The organism is Serratia ureilytica, from assembly GCF_013375155.1.
Classification (GTDB): domain Bacteria; phylum Pseudomonadota; class Gammaproteobacteria; order Enterobacterales; family Enterobacteriaceae; genus Serratia; species Serratia ureilytica.
In genome coordinates this window covers 136,342-155,440 of the sequence record NZ_JABXOF010000001.1, presented here as the reverse complement: position 1 = coordinate 155,440, position 19,099 = coordinate 136,342, and the positions used below count along the sequence as shown (strand labels likewise).

Annotated in this window: 17 protein-coding genes; 5 read left to right on the top strand and 12 right to left on the bottom strand. The window is 61.5% G+C overall.

From position 1 onward, the window contains the following. Positions 1–2 precede the first annotated feature (2 nt). From atzF to trpS, 8 genes are all read right to left on the bottom strand, one after another. Positions 3–1,832, bottom strand: coding sequence for an allophanate hydrolase (gene atzF / locus HWW83_RS00800; RefSeq protein WP_176588918.1), 1,830 nt, complete (start codon positions 1,830–1,832; stop codon positions 3–5). Positions 1,833–2,055: 223 nt separating this feature from the next. Continuing rightward, positions 2,056–4,623 carry a putative mucin/carbohydrate-binding domain-containing protein gene (locus tag HWW83_RS00795; protein WP_176588917.1) on the bottom strand — a complete coding sequence of 856 codons (2,568 nt, stop codon included), beginning with the start codon at positions 4,621–4,623 and terminating at the stop codon, positions 2,056–2,058. A 176-nt stretch (positions 4,624–4,799) separates the two neighbouring features. Continuing rightward, entirely contained in the window at positions 4,800–5,264 is a 465-nt protein-coding gene (locus tag HWW83_RS00790; RefSeq protein WP_004939471.1) for a YehS family protein, read from the bottom strand. A 231-nt stretch (positions 5,265–5,495) separates the two neighbouring features. Further along, entirely contained in the window at positions 5,496–6,395 is a 900-nt protein-coding gene (gene phnE, locus HWW83_RS00785) for a phosphonate ABC transporter, permease protein PhnE (RefSeq protein ID WP_033642327.1), read from the bottom strand. Continuing rightward, positions 6,392–7,255 (bottom strand): phosphonate ABC transporter, permease protein PhnE, encoded by an 864-nt coding sequence (gene phnE, locus HWW83_RS00780; RefSeq protein ID WP_019454695.1) that lies wholly within the window; start codon positions 7,253–7,255, stop codon positions 6,392–6,394. Before phnE (HWW83_RS00780) ends, phnE (HWW83_RS00785) begins: the two co-directional genes overlap by 4 nt. A gap of 78 nt (positions 7,256–7,333) precedes the next feature. Further along, on the bottom strand, positions 7,334–8,266 hold the full coding sequence (phnD, locus tag HWW83_RS00775) for a phosphonate ABC transporter substrate-binding protein (protein ID WP_019454696.1): 933 nt from the start codon (positions 8,264–8,266) through the stop codon (positions 7,334–7,336). A 41-nt stretch (positions 8,267–8,307) separates the two neighbouring features. Further along, positions 8,308–9,141 carry a phosphonate ABC transporter ATP-binding protein gene (phnC, locus tag HWW83_RS00770; protein ID WP_069100206.1) on the bottom strand — a complete coding sequence of 278 codons (834 nt, stop codon included), beginning with the start codon at positions 9,139–9,141 and terminating at the stop codon, positions 8,308–8,310. Positions 9,142–9,258: 117 nt separating this feature from the next. Beyond that, positions 9,259–10,266 (bottom strand): tryptophan--tRNA ligase, encoded by a 1,008-nt coding sequence (gene trpS, locus HWW83_RS00765; RefSeq protein WP_060659787.1) that lies wholly within the window; start codon positions 10,264–10,266, stop codon positions 9,259–9,261. Positions 10,267–10,556: 290 nt separating this feature from the next. On the opposite strand from trpS, the gene HWW83_RS00760 reads away from it, so the two are divergent. Beyond that, entirely contained in the window at positions 10,557–11,432 is an 876-nt protein-coding gene (locus HWW83_RS00760; protein ID WP_176588982.1) for an NAD(P)-dependent oxidoreductase, read from the top strand. Positions 11,433–11,464: 32 nt separating this feature from the next. Here HWW83_RS00760 and HWW83_RS00755 read toward each other — a convergent pair whose 3' ends face one another. From HWW83_RS00755 to HWW83_RS00745, 3 genes are all read right to left on the bottom strand, one after another. Beyond that, positions 11,465–11,992: a cysteine hydrolase family protein gene (locus HWW83_RS00755; protein WP_042783932.1), complete on the bottom strand. Its 528-nt coding sequence runs from the start codon at positions 11,990–11,992 to the stop codon at positions 11,465–11,467. Positions 11,993–12,026: 34 nt separating this feature from the next. After that, a complete protein-coding gene (locus tag HWW83_RS00750) occupies positions 12,027–13,130 on the bottom strand; it encodes a suppressor of fused domain protein (protein ID WP_176588916.1) in 1,104 nt (367 codons plus the stop codon). A 163-nt stretch (positions 13,131–13,293) separates the two neighbouring features. After that, positions 13,294–14,166, bottom strand: a complete 873-nt coding sequence (locus HWW83_RS00745; protein WP_046686638.1) for an oxygenase MpaB family protein — start codon at positions 14,164–14,166, stop codon at positions 13,294–13,296. A gap of 242 nt (positions 14,167–14,408) precedes the next feature. Here HWW83_RS00745 and HWW83_RS00740 point away from each other — a divergent pair, with 242 nt between their 5' ends. The 4 genes from HWW83_RS00740 (at position 14,409) to HWW83_RS00725 (ending at position 17,643) form a co-directional block, all read left to right on the top strand. After that, positions 14,409–14,852, top strand: a complete 444-nt coding sequence (locus HWW83_RS00740; protein WP_033642318.1) for an acetyltransferase — start codon at positions 14,409–14,411, stop codon at positions 14,850–14,852. A 266-nt stretch (positions 14,853–15,118) separates the two neighbouring features. Continuing rightward, positions 15,119–16,144 carry a methionine ABC transporter ATP-binding protein gene (locus tag HWW83_RS00735; protein ID WP_033642317.1) on the top strand — a complete coding sequence of 342 codons (1,026 nt, stop codon included), beginning with the start codon at positions 15,119–15,121 and terminating at the stop codon, positions 16,142–16,144. After that, positions 16,137–16,805, top strand: a complete 669-nt coding sequence (locus HWW83_RS00730) for a methionine ABC transporter permease (RefSeq protein WP_033642316.1) — start codon at positions 16,137–16,139, stop codon at positions 16,803–16,805. The genes HWW83_RS00735 and HWW83_RS00730 overlap by 8 nt, the downstream gene beginning before the upstream one ends. A 19-nt stretch (positions 16,806–16,824) precedes the next feature. After that, on the top strand, positions 16,825–17,643 hold the full coding sequence (locus HWW83_RS00725) for a MetQ/NlpA family ABC transporter substrate-binding protein (RefSeq protein ID WP_033652662.1): 819 nt from the start codon (positions 16,825–16,827) through the stop codon (positions 17,641–17,643). A 738-nt stretch (positions 17,644–18,381) separates the two neighbouring features. On the opposite strand, the gene HWW83_RS00720 is transcribed toward HWW83_RS00725, so the two are convergent. Further along, on the bottom strand, positions 18,382–19,026 hold the full coding sequence (locus tag HWW83_RS00720; protein WP_033642313.1) for a TetR/AcrR family transcriptional regulator: 645 nt from the start codon (positions 19,024–19,026) through the stop codon (positions 18,382–18,384). Positions 19,027–19,099: the final 73 nt, after the last annotated feature.

Sequence of the window (19,099 nt, the reverse complement as noted above, 5' to 3'; positions counted from 1 at the left end):
GTTCATGCCCCCTTAACGCTGGCGAGATAGTCGCGCCAGCCGCCAAACTCAGTGATATCCGTGGCGTCTTCCAGCGCCCAGGCTTCGCAGATAAACCCCTTCACCCGCCGGCCGTCCGCCAGCAGCAGAGTGCCGATGCCCAATGGCGCCGGGATTTCCGCCACAAACTCGCCGAAACGGGCCAGCGGAATGTCCCACAGCTCAACGCGGATCGCCGCCCCCTGCGCCGCGCGCGCCAGCCCCGGCTTCGGCGGCTCGGTATCGGCCAGCGCATACAGGCGATAGCAGGGGGCGGTAGCGGTTTGCTCCACCTGCACCGCGTCGCGCTGTGTCAGCTGGACGTTGAGCGGCATGCCGCTAAGGTGAGCGCCCACTACCGCCAGACGCACGTGCCCTGTGGACGGCGCAGGCACAGGCTGCGGCGGCAATGCCCGACCGATAGCGCCGAGCGGCAAGGCGCTTTGCCGTTGCCAGCGCACGCCAAACGCCGCCAGCGCCCGGTCATGCCAGGCGGGCGCAATCAGGGTGATGCCCGCCGGCAGACCGTCTTCACGCAGCGGCCCCGGCAGCGCCAGCGCGCTCAGATCGGCCAGGTTGGTGAAATTGGTGTAAGTGCCGAATTGCGAATTGAACAGCACCGGCTCCTGCGCCATCTCCGCCAGGGTGCGGATAGTGGGCGCGGTCGGCACCACCAGCGCGTCGAACGGCGCCAGCCGCTGGGCGATTTGCCGCGCCAGCTCGGCGCGCAGGTATTCCGCCTTGTAGGCGTCGCAGGCGCTGTAGCCGAGGCCGTTGCCGACGATGCCGCGCACCACCGGATCGATGGCCTGCGGGCTCGCTTCCAGCACCTGCTCAATGGCCACCGTGCGCTCCGCCACCCAGGGGCCGTAATACAGCTGTTCCGCCAGAGTGTGAAACGGCGCGAAATCGAGGGGTTCCAGCGTGGCGCCGCCCGCCTGCAGCTGCGCCAGCGCTCGGTGAAACGCCCGCTCGGCCTGAACATCGCCGAAAAACTCCAGCTGGGCGGGAACGGCGAAACGCGGCGCGGCGGGGATATCCGCCGGCGCGGTATGCGGATCGGGGCGGGAATACGGGTCTGCCGCGTCAAAGCCGCTCGCCAGTTCCGCCACCAGCGCGGCATCGGCCACCGTCAGCGCGAAGACCGACACCGTATCGTTCAACCGGCAGGCCGGCACCACGCCGCGGTTGGACAACCGCCCCTTGGTCGGCTTCAGCCCGACGATGTTGTTGAACCCGGCGGGCACGCGCCCCGAACCGGCGGTGTCGGTGCCGAGCGCGAACGGCACCAGGCCGCGCGCCACCACCGAGGCGGAGCCGGAGCTGGAACCGCCGCTGACGTAGCGGCTGTCGAAGCTGTTGACCACCGCGCCATACGGTGAGCGAGTGCCCACCAACCCGGTAGCGAACTGGTCGAGGTTGGTTTTACCAAGGGCGATCGCCCCGGCGGCGCGCAGGTGGGCAACCACGGTGGCGTCCGCCGCGGCCTGATAGGTGAACGCCGGGCAGGCGGCGCTGGTCGGCCAGCCGCCAACGTCGATATTGTCTTTGATGGCGAAGGGCACGCCGAACAGCGGCAGGCGGCTGAGATCGCCGGCGACCGCCTCGAGCCTCTGTGCCAGCTGCCGGTACTGCTGTTCGCGCTGCGCCGGCGTGGCGAGATACAGCCAGGCGTTATCGTCTGGGTTCAGCCCGGCGACCAGCGTTTCGATCGTCGCACTGACGCAGGCAAGGCGCTCGCCCGCCGGGCGGGTTTGGTAATGGTGTTGCCATTCACTGAGGGTAAAACCGCACGCTACAACAGGTTCGCTCATCGACTGAATTCCATCTGGTACACAAGATGGGATTCAACAGAGCAACCGGCGTGCCAATTTTTAATCTCATGATTTCAATAAATTATAATTAAAACTTATGACAGCGGCGGCAAGCGGGCTGCACCAGCAGCGCGCAGCGGGAGAACAAAAAGAGTGCAATGGCGGGATGACGCAGAGGAAAAATCGGGGCGACGACACTCGCCGCCCCGCAGGCCGATGGGGATCAGTCGTTGATGCGTTTCAAACCGACCGGCGTAATGCAGTAGGTCTGTTGCTTGCCCTTCTCCGCCAGCCGCAAGTGCTGCATCTCGTTGACGATCGTCAGACGGTTGTCCGGCTCTTCATGCCGCAGATGGATCACCTCACCGCCGTAACCCGACAGCGGCAGCACCCAGGTTTTAGCCTGTTGATTTTGGCTGCCGATGACGTCGTAGCTGAGCAAGGTATTACCGTCCGCATCCGTCACGCTGAGGAAAGCGTAGCTGTCGGCAAAGTAGTGGTGAGCAATCCCCGCCGCCAGTGTCACGGTCACGGTTTTCTTCACCAGATCGACGGCGCAGGTCAGAAACTGGCGATCGCCGATCCCTTTGCACGCCACGGTAAACGCATTGCCGACGTTAGCGCCCGGCGGCGTATTGTCGGCCGGCAGGCAATCCCGATAGGTCGCCAACAGTGACTCGCGCTGCGGCTCGGCAAAGGCGCCGATCGCCAGATAAATATCGTCCTTGAACGACGACGATGGCGCATAGTAAGCCGGCAACAGGCGACGCAAACGCTGCGCCGCCTGTTCCAGGCGCGCCAGCAGCGCCTGCTCGGGATCGCCGGGCAACGCCGGGTTTTTCAGCCCGCTGGTTTCGATGCGCAGTACGTTGGTTTTGTTTTTGTTATCGATGACGTCGGCCGCCGCCGGATTCAAACGCACCCGGCTCGGCTCCACATGGTAAATCTCGATGTCATCGCCCTCGGCAAACGGCAGCTCGTCATGACTTAACGTAGCCTGAGTGCCCTGAATCTCCTTGCTGAAGCGCACCGCGCCCTGCCGATCGCGCAACGTCACCCGGGCATAGGTTTCACCGGGGAAGTAGGCGTGCGGCGTGGTGCTGGTCACGTCAACCACCACCGCCCCTTTGGCGCGATCGACGACCACGGTGGCGAAGACCGCATCGCTCAGGCCCAACAGGTTGATCTCCTGCGAAACGATCGGCGAAGCGGCTTTGCGCTCGAAGCGAAGCGTCACCGCGTTTTTCCCCTGCTTCACCGTCAGGTAACCCGCCGTCGGCCGATATTTACGATCTTTGCCGGTCGGCAACCGCAAGGTATACACGCCGATCGGCAGCGCAGTCAGCGCCAGGGTCGGCGTGTCGATACGGACTTTGTGGGCATAGCGCGCCCCTTCCATCAGGATCAGGTCTTCACCGTAGATCTGCGCAAAGTCATCGATATCCAGACTCAGGGTGACGTCGCCTTTCAGCCCGCTGGCCTTGAGCTGGCAGGAATCGACCAGCCGCAGCGAGGAATCCAGTTTCAGCTGCGCCTGCACCGCCGGCAGACTCTGCGCGTCCACCAGTTGATACAGCGGATACACCGCCTTGGCGTGGCTGAACGCGTTGCGATCGCGCTGCGCTTGGGTGATCACGCCGCCGGTCAGCTCGACGAACGGCGTCACGTCGATCTGCTCACCGGCCGCGGCGAAGCTTGCCGACAGCAGATCCAGCAAGGCATGTTCCGACGGCACGAAGCCCGGCGTGTTGCAGCTTTGACGATATTGCTGATTAAAGTGCGTGAAGGCGTTCTTGCCTGCCTTGTCGACCATCAGCATCGCGAAGAACAGCTTGGAGCGCAGATCCCACTGGTTGAGCGGCGTGCCCTGAGCGATCAAATCGATGATTTTCTTCTCGACGCCGGCCGCGTTGCCGTAGTTATACAGCCACCCCTCCTGGTATTTGCGTTCCCCTAGCATCACGTCCTGATAGCAAGCGGCATAAATATTGTTCCACATCTCACCGGTGGAGAAATATTTGTCGCCCATAAAGTGCCCCTGATAGCCGTGCGCGATCTCATGCAGGCTGCCCCAGTTGCTGTCTTTCGGCGTCAGCCAGAAGCTGCTGACCGAGTTGCTGGTTTCCGCCGTCCAGCGGCCGCCGTAATACGCGGCGCCGGCGCCGTGCTTATCGGCCTTCATAAAGTAGCGGTTGCGAATATTGCGATCGGATTCGTGTTCAGCCTCGAACGAGACACCGGTCAGCGCATTGTAGAAAGTGAAAATGCGATCGTAGTAGGCGATCAGCCCGTCGATGTTTTTCGCGTCGCCCAGCGACTTCAGCGTCGGTTTACTGATTTTCGGCACCAGCAACACTGCGTATTCCGCATCGACCAGGGCAAACTCGGCGTCCCGATCGTCCCAGCGGGCAAAGAATGCGGCTTCGTTTTCGCCACGGCGATAAACCGGCAGCGCTTTCGCCGTGTCCGGGTACTCGAACTCCAGCGCCGGCTCGCCCTGCCCATACGGCGTATCGATGAACGGCACCGAGACGGCATTGACCTGGGCCTCGACCCAGCTCGCGCCGACGCTGAATTCCGCCTCCGTTTTGCGGTCGTCATTCAGCAAACGCAGCGTGAGCTTGCCGGTAAACGCCGCGTTGGTCTGGCGCACTCGCAGCACCTGCCCGGCGGCGAGAATGACGCCCAGGTGCTGGCGATCGTGATCGATGCCTTTGCTCATGCCTGCCGCATCCAGCCAGACCGGCCGGGTCAACGTGTAAAGTGATTGGGTTTTCGTGATGGTTGGCATCCTGCTTTCCTCATGGTTTGGGTGATTGAATTGACCATGAAAAAGTAACCGGATGGGCGGCACGCCCTCCATCGATGGCGGGTGGCTGAGGGCCAGTACAACAAAGGTAGGAGGGAGGAGACAATAAAAAAGGCGCAACCTTGCGATTGCGCCTGATGTTCGGTGAACGCTGCGCGTTACTCGCCGCGAACGCGCTGCGCCAACCCTTTGAGGAAGTAGCGCAGCATCTGATCGCCGCACGGGCGGTAATTCTTGGTGCCCTCTTTGCGGAACAGCGCGCTCAGCTCCGGCTTGGAGATGCGGAAGTCCACCGCGGTGAAAATCTGGTGCATGTCGGTGTCTTTCAGCTCGAACGCCACGCGCAGCTTTTTCAGCACCAGGTTATTGGTGATCGGCAGTTCAACCGCCGGCGCCGGGAACTTGTCGTCCTTGCCGCGCTTGAAGAACACCAGGCCGTTGAGGAAGTGCGCCATCACTTCGTCAGGGCACTTCTCGTAGCCCGGCTCGCCTTCTTTGATCACGTAAGCGTCCATCGCCGACACCGCCACCTCGAAATCGTCCAGTTTGATAATCTCGACCATTTTGGCGTTGTTAATGCTCAGCATATAGCGCACGCTGCGCAGCACGTCGTTGTTCATCATGGGATTGCATTGCCTTTACTTGTCTAACGGGGACGTGCGCATTGTAAAAAAATGCCCCATACCCAAAATAATTGGAGTTGCATCGCGGCGGCAAATTTGTAAGCCCCCGGAGCATAGTTAACTATGTGACCGGGGCGCGCAAATGCAGCCAACAAAGAGGCAGCTCCAAGTATGACGGGTATGGCCGCACACCTTGAATGTGCGGCAGTATAGGGATCGGCAAGGGGTTTCTCAATCGATTTGGCTTTTTTGCTGATACAGCGGGATATCTTCGCCGATGATGTACTTGTTGCGCAGCATCGACGAGACCTTGTCCATGATCATCACCACCACCACCAGGATCAGGGTGATGAACATCACTACGTCCCAGTTCCACAGCCGCATATTCTCCGCATACACCAGGCCGATGCCGCCGGCACCGACGAAGCCCAGCACCGCCGCTGAGCGGGTGTTGGACTCGATCTGGTACAGGCTGAGCGCCAGGAAGGTGGGGAACGACTGGGTGAAAATGCCGTAACGGTGCTTCTGCAACCCGTTGGCGCCCACCGCCGTCAGGCCGCGGCTGGGGGACTTGTCCACCGCCTCATGGCCTTCGGCGTACAGTTTACCCAGCAGCCCGACGTCCTGCATCACGATAGCCAACACCCCGGCGAGCGGCCCCATGCCGACGGCGCGCACGAAGATCAGCCCCCAGATCGCCATGTCGATGCCGCGCAGCACGTCCAGTAAGCGGCGCACCAGCACCGAAATTGGCCGCAGCAGCGGCGTCGACATCACGTTGCGCGCGGCGAAGAACGACAGCGGCAGCGCGATCAGCGACGCGGTGATGGTGCCGGCGAACACGATGGCGATGGTGATGCCGATCTGCTGGAAGTAGTACATGAACGGCCAGTTGGCGAAGTCATGCCAGACGAACATGCGCAGGAAATAGCGCCCCAGCTGCTGGCAGCCGTTGATAAACTGCGGCCAGCTAATGCCGAAGACCAGGAAGAAGAACACGTAGTACAGCACGATCGCCAAGGCGATCAGGCCGACGGTGCGCAGGTAGCGCCCCTGCTGCGCGAAGATCGCCGGATGCTGCTGTTTCAACTGGCGCAGCGTTTCCGCCGATGCCGGAGTGCCCGCTGTCATTTTGCCCCCTCCACCACGCGCTTGCGCAGCTCGCCCGACACGTAGTCGAGCACGGAAACCACCACGATGATCAGCAGCAGCGTCATGCTGACCTGATCGTAACGGTCGAGTTTAATGTTGGTCATCAGCTCCTGGCCGATGCCGCCCGCCCCCACCAGCCCCAAAATGGTCGACTGACGGAAGTTGATCTCCAGCCGCATGAAGCTGTAGGAGAGAAACACCGGCTTCACCTGCGGCCACAGGCCGAAGCGCATGCGCTGCAGCGGCGTGGCGCCGCAGGCCGCCAGCCCGCGCACCGGTTTGTTGGAGGCGGTTTCGATCGATTCGTAGAACAGCTTGGTCAGGCTACCGATGGTGTGCAGCGCCAGCGCCAGGAAGCCGGGAATGGCGCCGATGCCGAACGCCATCACGAACATCACCGCCCACGCCAGCTCCGGCATGGTGCGCAAGAACGCCACCAGCGTGCGGATCGCGAGCCGCACCGAGGCCGGAGTATAGGTATTGCCGGCCGCCAGAAACGCCAGCACGGTCGCCACCAGCACCGAGAAAATGGTCGCCGCCAGCGCCAGCTGCAGGGTCTCCCAGATCAGCGGCAGCTGGATATTCAGGCGGTAACCCCAGTAGGCCAGCGAGCCCTCGGTGCGCCCGTCGGCGAACAGTAAATGCCAATGCAGCGTCGGAATGGTTTCGGCCAGGTAGTCGAAGAAGTGCGGAATAGACACCCAGACGGTGTGCAGGTTGAACTCGGCGAGGTTGCCGGCGCCCAGGTACAGCACCACCAGTCCGAGCGACCACAGCAGCGCTTCGCGCTTTTGCTTGCTGCGGATCCGTTGGTAATAGTGTGCGAAATCGGTATTCAAAAGAGGTCTTCCATCTTTATGGAACAAGGGGTTCAGCACGCTGAACCCCTTCATTCGGACGGCCGAGGCAGCCGGGAATTAACGGTCGCCTTTAGTCAGCTCGCGCTTCATATCGATGATGTTCTGGTATTCCGCCAGGGTGGTGTCGCCGATGTGCTGTTTGCCGCCCATCGCTTTGATAAAGCACTGGTGATCGTCTTTATCCAGCTTCTTGATCGCGGTGACCACTTTGGCCTTGAAGTCGGCCGGCAGCGAGTTGCTCACCAGGATCGGGCCGTTCGGGATCAGCGGCGACTGCCAGATGATGCGGATCTGTTTCATCAGGTCAGGGTGATCCATGCGGATCATGCGGGTGAACGCGCCGCTGGTGTAGCCGGTGTTGTAGTCGCCGATCATCGACGCCCAGGTCACCGCGCCTTCGAACTGGCCGTTCAGCACGCCGAGGATGTCCTGCTCGTGGCCGCCGGAGAAGGTGACGCTGGAGAAGGTGTTGTTGTATTTATTGTCGACCGTGCCGCCGAACAGTTTTTTAAACGCCTGGTTCGGGATCAGGAAGCCGGAGGTGGAATCCGGATCGGCGAAGCCGATGGCCTTGCCCTTCAGGTCTTCCAGTTTCTGGTACGGGCTGCCGGCCTTCACTACCACCACCGAGTGGTAGCCGCGCGACTGGTCGACGTCGTCAACCGCGATGCCGACGATGTCCACCGCTTTCGGATCCTTGATGTAAACCGAAGCGAACGACGACGGCGACATGCTCAGCACTAGGTCAATCTTGCCGCCCAGCAGGCCCTGGATCACGCCGGAATAGTCGGACGAGTTGCGCAGCTTGGTATCGACGTTCAGCTCTTTATCCAGAAACTGCTTCACGCACTGGTTATCGCCGATCTGCTGGGTGGCGTTCTGGCCGCCGAGAATGCCCAGGTTCAGCTCTTTCGGCGCATCCGCTGCGGCAGCATTAAATACCATCATCGCGCCGGCCATCAGGGTGGTCAGACTCAATACTTTTTTCATTAGGTGTGCCTTGTGTGTAAAGGGTAAAGGTCAAAAGTGCTTCAATGGATCTGATTGGCTTCCTCGCCATACAGCTGGTGCAGGATCCGTTCGTTCAGTTGCGAAGGATGCCCGTCAAACACGATCTTCCCGTGGGCGATGCCGATCACCCGCGAGCAATACTCTTTCACCAGTTCGACCGAGTGCAGGTTCACCATCACCGCGATGCCGTCTTCGCTGATTTTCTGCAGCGCGTCCATGATGCGGCGGGTGTTTTTCGGATCGAGCGACGCCACCGGCTCATCAGCCAGCAGGATTTGCGGGTTTTGCATCAGCGCGCGGCAGATGGCGACGCGCTGCATCTGGCCGCCGGAGAGGTGCTCGGCGCGCTGCAGCGCGTGCGGCAGCATGTTGAGCCACTGCAACAGCTCGATGGCGCGAGCGCGGTCGGCGTCATCGAACAGTTTGAAGAAGGATTTCAGGGTAGACGTGTGGCTCAGACGGCCCAGCAGCACGTTGGTCATCACGTCCAGCCGCGGCACCAGGCAGAAGTCCTGGAAGATCATGCCGCAGCGCGCGCGCCATTGGCGCATCTGGCGGCCGGCAAGCTGGGCGATATCCTGCGCCACGCCATCGTCTTCGAAGTGCAGCATCTCGCCGCAGCTGGAAGGAATGGTGCCGTTGAGGGTATGCAGCAGCGTGGACTTGCCTGCGCCGGAGCGGCCGATCACCGCCACGAATTCACCGGCGTGCAGATCGAAATTGATGTCATCCAGCACGCGCTGCTGCGCTTTGTAAGCTTTGCCGAGCCCCTTGACCGATAACACTTTGCGGGATGCGGCGACGTGCTGCCCTGGAAAGTCGTGCTGCGCCAATTTTAACAGTGCCTGAGCCATATGATTTCTCTGGTTTCAGTGGCTAATCATTATGGGCACCTATTAACGGATAAGTTTATGACAGTGGGATGATGGTTTTATGGCCGGGGCGTGACGCGTGCCGCCCCGGCGTACGCATCATTCCAGGCTAAAGAAGTCCAGCCCCAGCGCCGCCTTGACCTGCTGCAGCGTCTGCTGGCTGACCTGATGCGCGCGGCGGGTGCCGTGCTGCAGGATGCGCGTCAGCTCGCCTTTATCGGCGATGAACTCGGCGCGGCGGGTGCGGATCGGCTCAAGCAGGCTCTGCAGGCAATCCTCCAGCAGCCGTTTGATTTTCACGTCCCCCAACCCGCCGCGCCGATAGTGCGCCTTCAGATCCGCCACCAGCGCGGCGTCTTCGCAGAAGGCGTCCAGGTAGGTGAACACCATGTTGCCCTCCACCCGGCCGGGATCGCTGACGTTGAGATGGCCGGGGTCGGTGAACATACTCATCACCGCCTTATGCACCTCGTCGGCGCCGGCGCCAAGCTGGATGGCGTTGCCGCGCGATTTCGACATCTTGCCCTGCCCGTCCAGCCCCGGCAGACGCCCGACGTTGCTCAACAGCGGCTGGCACTCCGTTAATATCGGTTGGCCGACGATGTGGTTGAAACGCCGCACGATCTCATTGGTTTGCTCCAGCATCGGCAGCTGATCCTCGCCGACCGGCACGTGGGTGGCGCCGAAGGCGGTGATGTCCGCCGCCTGGCTGACCGGATAGATCAAAAAACCGGCCGGCAGGCTGCGGGCGAAATCCTTCTCGGCGATTTCGCTTTTCACCGTCGGGTTGCGTTCCAGCCGCGCCACGCTGACCAGATTAAGGTAGTACATCGTCAACTCGGCCAACGCCGGCAGCGCCGACTGCAGGCAGATCGTAGTCTTGTGCGGATCGATGCCGACCGCCAGATAGTCGGCCACGACGTTGAGCACGTTGGCGCTGATTTTTTGCGGGTTGTTGCCGTTGTCGGTCAGGCCCTGCAGATCCGCCACCATCACCGTTTGGTTATGCTGGTGCTGCAGTTCGACGCGTTGGCGCAGCGAGCCGACGAAGTGACCTAAATGCAGTGGGCCGGTGGCGCGATCGCCGGTAAGAATGGTGTAGCTCATGACAGTGCTCCTGAAGGTCTGTAGACCGCCGGATCAACGCCACAAAAAATAATGCCGCCAAACCGGCGGCATTAAAAAGAGATGTGAATACTCGTGCCGCCTCAGAAGAGGCGCCACCATGACTGATTGTGGGTGGAGTGCATCGATATATTCATGCCATCAAGGTATACCCGCAGCGGCAGCGCGTCAATAGCCCGCCGCCGGCGCGTAAGACGGCGTTACACTCCGGCATTTGCGTTCCTGGCCCGGCGCGCTAGGGTAAAACCTTCAACCTGAAAAAGGAGCGCATGATGAAGATCGGATTTGCCGGACTGGGTAGGATGGGCAGCGCCATGGCGGCCAACCTGTTGCAGGCGGGCTTCACCTTAACGGTATGGAACCGCTCGCCGCAGGCGGCACAGCCGCTGGTGAGTGCCGGCGCGCGGCAGGCCGAACGGCCGGAGCAGTTGGCCGATGCCGACGTGCTGATCACCATGCTGGCCGACGATGCCGCCACGCAACAGGTGGTGGTGGACAGCGGGTTGCTGCAGCGGATGAAACCGGGCGCGCTGCATATCAATATGGCGACCATCTCGGTCGAACTCGCCCAGCGTTTGACGGCGCTGCATGCGGAACACGGCATCGGCTATCTCGCCGCGCCGGTGCTGGGACGGGTCGACGTGGCCGCCGCCGGCAAGCTGAATATTCTGGCGGCCGGCGATAGCGAGCTACTGAAGCAAGCGCAGCCGCTGTTCGATGCCCTCGGCCAGAAAACCTGGCACTTCGGCGCCGACCCGGCGCAGGCCAACGTGGTCAAAATCGCCACCAACTTTACCCTGGCCAGCGCCATTGAAGCGATGGCGGAAGGCAGCGCGCTGGTGCGCAACTACGGCGTTTCCGGCGCCGACTACCTGCAGATGCTGAGCGGTACCGTCTTCGCCGCCCCGGCCTATCAGGGCTATGGCGCGCTGATCGCCGCCGAGAAGTATTCACCCGCCGGATTCCGCTTGGCGCTGGGGCTGAAGGACGTCGGGCTGGCGCTGGCCGCCGGCGCCGACAGCCATACGCCGATGCCGTTCGCCGGGGTGCTGAAAGACAATTTCCTCGACGCGATGGCGCAGGGGGATGCGGATCTGGACTGGGCGGCGCTGGCCAAGGTAGCGGCGCGACGAGCGGGCCTGAAATAACGAACGGGGGCGTTGGCCCCCGTTTTCCGTACTCAGAACACGATGTCCGCCGCGGGCACGGCGCGGATCGGCACGCCGAAGCTGTCGATATTCGACAACGTCTCGTTATGGTGGGTACGGATCAGCAAACCGTCGGCATAGGATTTGTCGTGGCAGGTATGCGCATCCGCCGCCAACGTCACCGGATAACCGTGCGCCGCCGCGCTGCGCACCGTGGTATCGATGCAAAACGGCGTGGAGTAGCCGCAAACCACCAACTGCGATACGCCGTTGGCGATCAGTAACGCGCCGAGCGAAGTGCGCAGGAACGAGTCCGGCGTGGTTTTATCCACCCGATGGTCGCCCGGCGCCACCTTCAGCGCCGCAAGCACTTGCCAGGCGGCGCTGCCGTGCGGCAGTTCGTCGTCCGGCGTATGGTGCTGAATTACGATCACCGGCACGCCCGCCCGGCGGGCGCGCTCGCTCAGTTGGTTGATGCGCGCAACGGTGCCCGCGGCATCCGCCGGCGGCGGCGTAAACAACCCTTCCTGCACATCGATAATCAACAGCGCGCTGGTCATGGCGGCTCCCGAAGAGAAGACAAGACAAGTCGCGTCAGCACACCGGCTGGCGCGGGCGGAAAATATGGTCGACGCCCTGCTCGCGCAGCCTGTGCACCAGATCGTGCCCGCCGTTCGGCGTGGTGTGCGCCAGCTGGCGCTCGGCGGTAAACACCGGGCTGGCCCAGAACAGGTTCACCGGGTCGCCATACTGCTGAGGCAACGTCAGGTGCGCGTGATGCGGGTAGAAGGACGACGATAAAATATAGCCTTCATAGCCCAACGGCGCCACGTCGGACTCCAGCGTATGCCCTTCGCCGATCCAGGTCAGCCGCGCCCAAGGGGCGTGAGCGAAACCGGCCAGCGCGCTGGCCATCTGCACCGCGTTGTCTTCGGTCATGTATTGGCTGTCGATGGCGATCGCCATCTCCATGCGGCGATAGCGCGAAGCCTCATCGTTGAACAGGATCTCCACCCACGGCATCGGCCGAATGCTGACGCCCATGGTGAGGAAGTAATAGATGCCGTCGCGCTCGTGCTGAGTGATGGCCATCGGCGGCCACTTGCCCTGATCGATGGCGTAGTATTTTACCGAAGGGCCGAAATGCGGCTCATAGCGCGCCTGAAAATCGCGCTGCATCTTCGGCCACGGATTGCCCTCTTCACGCTGCCAGCTGCGCCAAAACTGGCGGGTGCTTTCCGCCTGCGCATATTGCGTGTTGGTCGAGGCCGAACCGAGCGGATAGGCCAACGGGCTCTCCTTGATGCAGCTGGCCGAATAGCACACCGAATGGTCGATATACAGGCTCCAGCCGGGGATCACCGCCAGCAGTTGGCCGTAATACCACAGGGCCGCGCCGTCGTCGCTTTCGCTCCACACCACCATCAGCCCTTCCGGGTTCAGCGGCGCTTCCCCTTCCAGGTTGCGGCAAAATTCCGCCGCCAGCATCGGCGGTTGCCCCTGCTCCAGCGCGGCGCGATCTTCCTGCAACGGCGCGGCGGCCAGATTGCGCAGCCAGCAGGCGCGCACCTGATAGCGATCGCTGTAGGCTTCGGCGGGATAGATGTAAAAATAGGCTGCCCTGCTCCCTTGCTGAACCACCGCGACCAGCGTCTGGTTCTCATTGCTGACTTCAGCAAGTACGTATGACTCGTTCATATCACCTCAATAGGGTCAGGGCGCGGCAGAATCGGCTGCGCGCAAAAAATGGAATGTGGCTTTGCCCTCAAGTGTAAAACGCATTACTGGCCGGATCACCCGTAAAAGTCTCAAAAACGGCCGTAAACGAAGATAAACAAAGGTTAATTATAGCGGCTGCGGCTCATGACGCCTGAGTGATGCGCCGCACCGCGCGCTGATAGGAACCGTTGCGCATCGACGCGCCCAGCACTTTGCCGAGGCCTGCAGCCCCCGTTCGCACCAGCCGCCGCCGCAATGCGCCCGGATGAAAGCCGAACTGCCGCTGCGCCCAATCGGGCAACAGATCGATGCCCGCCTGCATCACCACCCCGCCGAGCGGGCGCGCCAACGCGCTCGGCGCCGGCGCCTTCAGCAGAATGCGCGCCACCTCTTGGGTGCGTTCGTCACAGACCAGCTGCGGCCGCATCGCCTGCAGATAGTCGTCTACCTCCGCGCAGGACTGAGGGATAGCGGTCGCCCCCAGCGCGGCGGCCACGCGCGCCGCTTCGCGATAGTATTGATCCTGCAAATCGCGGGAAAGATGCGGGTTGCGGTAGCGCAGGTGGCTGGCCAGAAAACGGCTGCTCTCCGCCACGTGCACCCAGGTCAGCAGCGCCGGATCGCTGGCGGCATAGGGCGTGCCGTCGCTGCCGACGCCGGTCACCCGCAGGTGGATGGCTTTGACTTTGGCGATCAGCCGCTCCGCCTCGGCGGTCGGGCCGAAGGTGGTGACCGACACGAACTGGCTGGTGCGGCGCAGGCGGCCAATCATATCGTCGCGGAAGTTGGAGTGATCCCATACGCCGGCCAGCGCCAACGGGTGCAGCATTTGCAACAGCAAGGCGCTGACGCCGCCGCACAGCATCGGGGTGAAATCGCGGTGTACCTGCCAGATGACAGACTGCGGGCCGAACAGCCCCGGATCGCCGGGCGGATTCTCAAAATCGACGCCGCCGAGCGCCAACCCGGTCAGGCTGAGCACCTGTTTTTCTATCGCTGCGCGTACCGCTTCCATCCTGCCGCCCTCTTGCTCATTCAGCGGCCAGTGTATCACGCGGCGAGCGCCTCATTGCGCCCTGCGGCGGTTGAAAGCTTTAACTTACTGAATTACAGTTGTTATACCGCTTGCAACCAGGCGGGCCTATTCGATCCACTGCAGAGGCGCTTTGCAGGGCGTTAACCCACGTTAATTCGGCACTAACCCCACAAAACCTCTATCTAGTTTCTTTTCCTTCAACTTAGATAGCAGAGAGTTCGATGATTACCATCAGAGCACGCGCGGCGGAAGACAACGCGCAATTGGCAGATATCTGGCTGCGTTCGGTGCGCGCCACTCACCACTTTTTAACCGAAGACAACATCGCACAGCTGTTCCCGCTGGTGCTGAACGACTATCTGCCGGCGGTCAACGTTTGGGTGGCCGAAGAGCAGCCGGGGCATCCCTGCGGCTTTATCGGTCTGAACGGCAACAAGGTGGAGATGCTGTTTATCGATGCCGATCAGCGCGGCAAAGGCGTGGGCAAAGCGCTGCTCACCCACGCGGAAACGCTGCACGATGAGCTGCAGCTGGACGTGAACGAGCAAAATCCGCAGGCCAGCGGCTTCTACCGCCACTACGGTTTTGTCATCACCGGCCGCTCACCGCTCGACGGCCAGGGCAACCCGTTCCCGCTGCTGCACATGAAGCTGGAAAAACGCTAGTCCGCCCCCGCCGGCCGCCCTGCGGCCGGTTTTCTCCCCCTTCTCTCGCCCGCTATCTAATATATCAAATCAGAATAAGTAATAGATTTTACATTCTTCCTGTCACTATCAACCCTCGGTAGGATTGCCCGGTATTCACCCGCAACAGAGGTTCCGTCCGTCACTTCCCGCCGGGTTGTGCCCCGCCGAAAAGCCGAACGATCCTTGTCCGGCGCGACGCGCCCCGGACGGAATGCTGTGATGTATCAACAAGGATCCGCTTCGCTATGATCGTTCTTTCGAACGTTTGCAAAACTTTTGACAGCGCACAGGGCCGCGTCGTGGCGGTTGACGACGTCAGCCTGGCGATAGAAGCCGGGCAAATTTACGGCATCATCGGCTACAGCGGCGCCGGCAAAAGCACGCTGATCCGCCTGCTCAATGGCCTGGAAAAGCCCACCAGCGGCCGCATTGACGTGGGCGGATTCGATATCGCCCGCGCCAAAGGCAGCCACCTGCGCCAGGCGCGGCTGAAAATCAGCATGGTGTTCCAACACTTCAACCTGCTGTGGTCGCGCACCGTCAGCCAAAACATCGCTTTTTCCATGCAGATAGCCGGCGTCCCCAAGGCGCAGATTGCCCCGCGCGTGGCGGAACTGATCGCGCTGGTTGGCCTGCAGGGGCGCGAAAACGCCTACCCGTCGCAGCTCAGCGGCGGCCAGAAACAGCGCGTCGGTATCGCCCGCGCGCTGGCCAATAACCCGAGCGTGCTGCTGTGCGACGAGGCCACCTCGGCGCTCGATCCGCAAACCACCGACGCCATTCTCGACCTGCTGCTGGCCATCAATCGCCAGCTGAAATTGACCATCGTGCTGATCACCCACGAAATGCACGTGGTGCGCAAAATCTGCCACCGCGTGGCGGTAATGGAAAACGGCCGCATCGTCGAAGAGGGGCCGGTGCTCGAGGTGTTCACCCGGCCACAGCAGCCGATCACTCGGCAGTTCGTCAAACAGGTGTCGCAGTATGCGGACACGGCTGAGAGCTTCAACCCGCAGCTCACCGCCCACCTGCCGGGGGCGATCTTCAAGCTGACCTTCGTCGGCGAACAAACTCATCAGGCGGTGATCGCCGAGGTGATTCGGCGCTACCCACTCACCGTCAACATTCTGCACGGCAAGATCAGCCACACCCTCAACGGTTCGTTCGGCGAACTGTACATCCACGCCGAAGGCAACGAACAACACGTCGCCGACATGCTCAGCCTGCTGAACGAAAGAGACATCGCCGTCGAGGTTATCCAACATGATTGAATCCCTGTTCCCCCACCTGCGTCTGGACCAACTGTGGGACGCCACCTGGGAAACGCTGTACATGACCGGCATCGCCGGTTTGGCCACGCTGGTGCTGGGCATCGTGCTCGGCGTGCTGCTGTTTTTAACCTCGAAGGGGCAGTTGCTGCAAAACCGCACGGTCTACACCCTGATCTCCGTGCTGGTCAACGTCTTCCGCTCCATTCCGTTCATCATTCTGATCGTGCTGCTGATCCCGTTCACCAAGTCGCTGATCGGCACCATTCTCGGCGCGGACGCCGCCCTGCCGGCGCTGATCGTCGGCGCTGCGCCGTTCTACGCCCGGCTGGTGGAGATCGCGCTGCGCGAGGTCGACAAAGGGGTAATCGAAGCGGCGCGCTCGATGGGCGCCAAAAACCGCACCCTGATTTTCCGCGTCTTGCTGCCGGAGAGCTCGCCGGCGCTGGTTTCCGGCATCACCGTTACCCTGATCGCGCTGGTGAGCTACACCGCGATGGCCGGGGTGATCGGCGCCGGCGGCCTGGGCAACCTGGCCTATCTGGAAGGCTTCCAACGCAACCACAGTGACGTGACGCTGGTGGCGACGCTGACGATCCTGCTGATCGTTTTCGTCATTCAGTTCATTGGCGACACCCTGACAAGAACGCTCGATAAACGTTAATTAACCAAGGAAAACGATGATGAAAAAGCACCTACTGATGTTGGCTTTCGCCTCTGTCGCCACCCTCGCCTCTTACGGCGCCGCCGCGGCGACCAAGCTGGTGGTTGGCGCCTCCAACGTGCCGCACGCCGAGATCCTCGAACAGGCCAAACCGATACTGGCGAAGGAAGGCATCGATCTGCAGATCAAGCGCTTCCAGGACTACATCCTGCCGAACACCGCGCTGGCCAGCCACGACATCGACGCCAACTACTTCCAGCACGTGCCTTACCTGAACTCGGTGCTGAAAGACCACGCCGACGACAAGAGCTACGACTTCGTCAGCGCCGGCGCGATCCATATTGAGCCTATCGGCATCTACTCGAAGAAGTACAAGAGCCTGAAAGATCTGCCGGAAAACGGCAAAATCATCATGCGCGACGCGGTGGCGGAAGAAGGCCGCATTCTGTCAATCTTTGAACGGGAAGGCGTGATCAAGCTGAAGCCAGGGGTGAGCAAGGTGGATGCACGCATCGCCGACGTGGTGGAAAACCCGAAACACCTGAAGTTCCAGGCTAACGTTGAAGGCGCGCTGCTGCCGCAGATGTACAACAACAACGAAGGTGACGCCGTGGTGATCAACGCCAACTACGCCATCGACGCCGGGCTGAATCCGACCAAGGATCCGATCGCGGTCGAAAGCGGCGAAAACAACCCGTACGCCAACATCATCACCGTGCACAAAGCCGACGTGAACAAGCCGGAGATCGTGGCGCTGGTGAAAGTGCTGCACTCCAAGCCGATTCAAGACTTTATCCGCGAGAAATACCAGGGCGCGGTGATCCCGGTCAACCAGTGACGCTGTATACGGCCCGGTAAAAACCGTAATGCTGGTCAGTTAGCGTTTTTATGCAGGCGTTCGTGAAATTTTCGGTCGATAAAAGTGAGATGCCCCATGTGGCTCCCACACCTCGACCGAGCCAGGGGCCGAAGGCGCGGCCCCTGGCAACCCGCGCCTTTGCCCTGTCAGACGGTTGGCTTTGCCAACTCCCCTCCCTCCGCCATACCGCATTGAGGCCGGTTGCGACAGGCGTCCCTGCCTGTCTCACCTGAAACCGCCGTCCATGGCGGTTTCGCCTAATGCGCTACGTCTGCGTTCGGCGTCTTCAAGGGCGCCCAACACCGCGCTCATCTCCAACTTCTCTACCACAACCTCATAAGCGACAGATTTCCCGGTAGCTGCCAGCTCAGGTGTTGACCTTGGGCGCGCATCACCGGCTGCCGAGCAAGACGGCGTTGTCAGGGGCAACCGGCCAGGGAAGGCCGGTTGAGGCGAGACTAACAGGGACGTTTGTCGCAGCCGACCCGCCCGACAATGCAGGCGCGGCGAGGGTATCCGCATAGCGGACAGACGGTGTTAAGCAAAGGCGCGGGTGGAGGGGCCGCGCCATCGGCCCCTCCAATTGCCGTTCATGTTGGCCATAGAGAAATGCAGGACATTTACGGCAATTCCCCTGCACAGAACGCCCAGAAGCTGGATAAAAAAATGCCACTCAGGATTAACTGATCAGCATTGCGGTAAAAACCGGGCCTGTTTCTACACCTTATTGCCAATCTGGCTGAGCCGCGGCCACACCAGCATCAGCGCCTCCAGCAACCGCAACAGATCGTCCCGGCTTGCCCCTTCTCGCGCCTGCACCGACATGCCTTCAATGGTGCAAATCACGTATTTCGCCAGCAGCGCGGTATCGGTTTTCGCCAGCAGCTCGCCCTGTTGCACCTTGCGATCGAAGCAGGCCTTCAGCGCCGCTTCCTGCGCATGATGCTTTTTGCGCAGCATCTGGGCGACGTCGTCGGAAGCGGACGACAGCGCAGCGGAGGCGCACACCATAAAGCAGCCGGAGGGGGTATCGGGATCGGTGAAGACCTGAACCGAAGAACGCACGTAAGCCTCGACGATCTCGGCCACCGGCACATCCTGTTCCAACAGCTGGTTGGTGCAGGTGGTGTATTTTTGCAGATAGCGCTCCACCGCCGCGCGGAACATCCCTTCTTTGTTGCCGAACTCGGCATATAGCGTCGGCGCCTTGGCGCCGGTCACTTCCACCAGATCGGCCAGCGAGGTGGCTTCATACCCGTGCCGCCAGAACAGATCGAGTGCGCTTTCCAACGCCCGGTCGCGATCAAATTGTTTGGGTCTGCCACGGCTTTTCTTGCCGCAGACCGCTTCATTGATGCTCATCGTTCCTCTCCTATCCCGCTCCACAGCAGGCTTAGCACAAATAACTTAACGATCATTATAAAAAAATATTGCG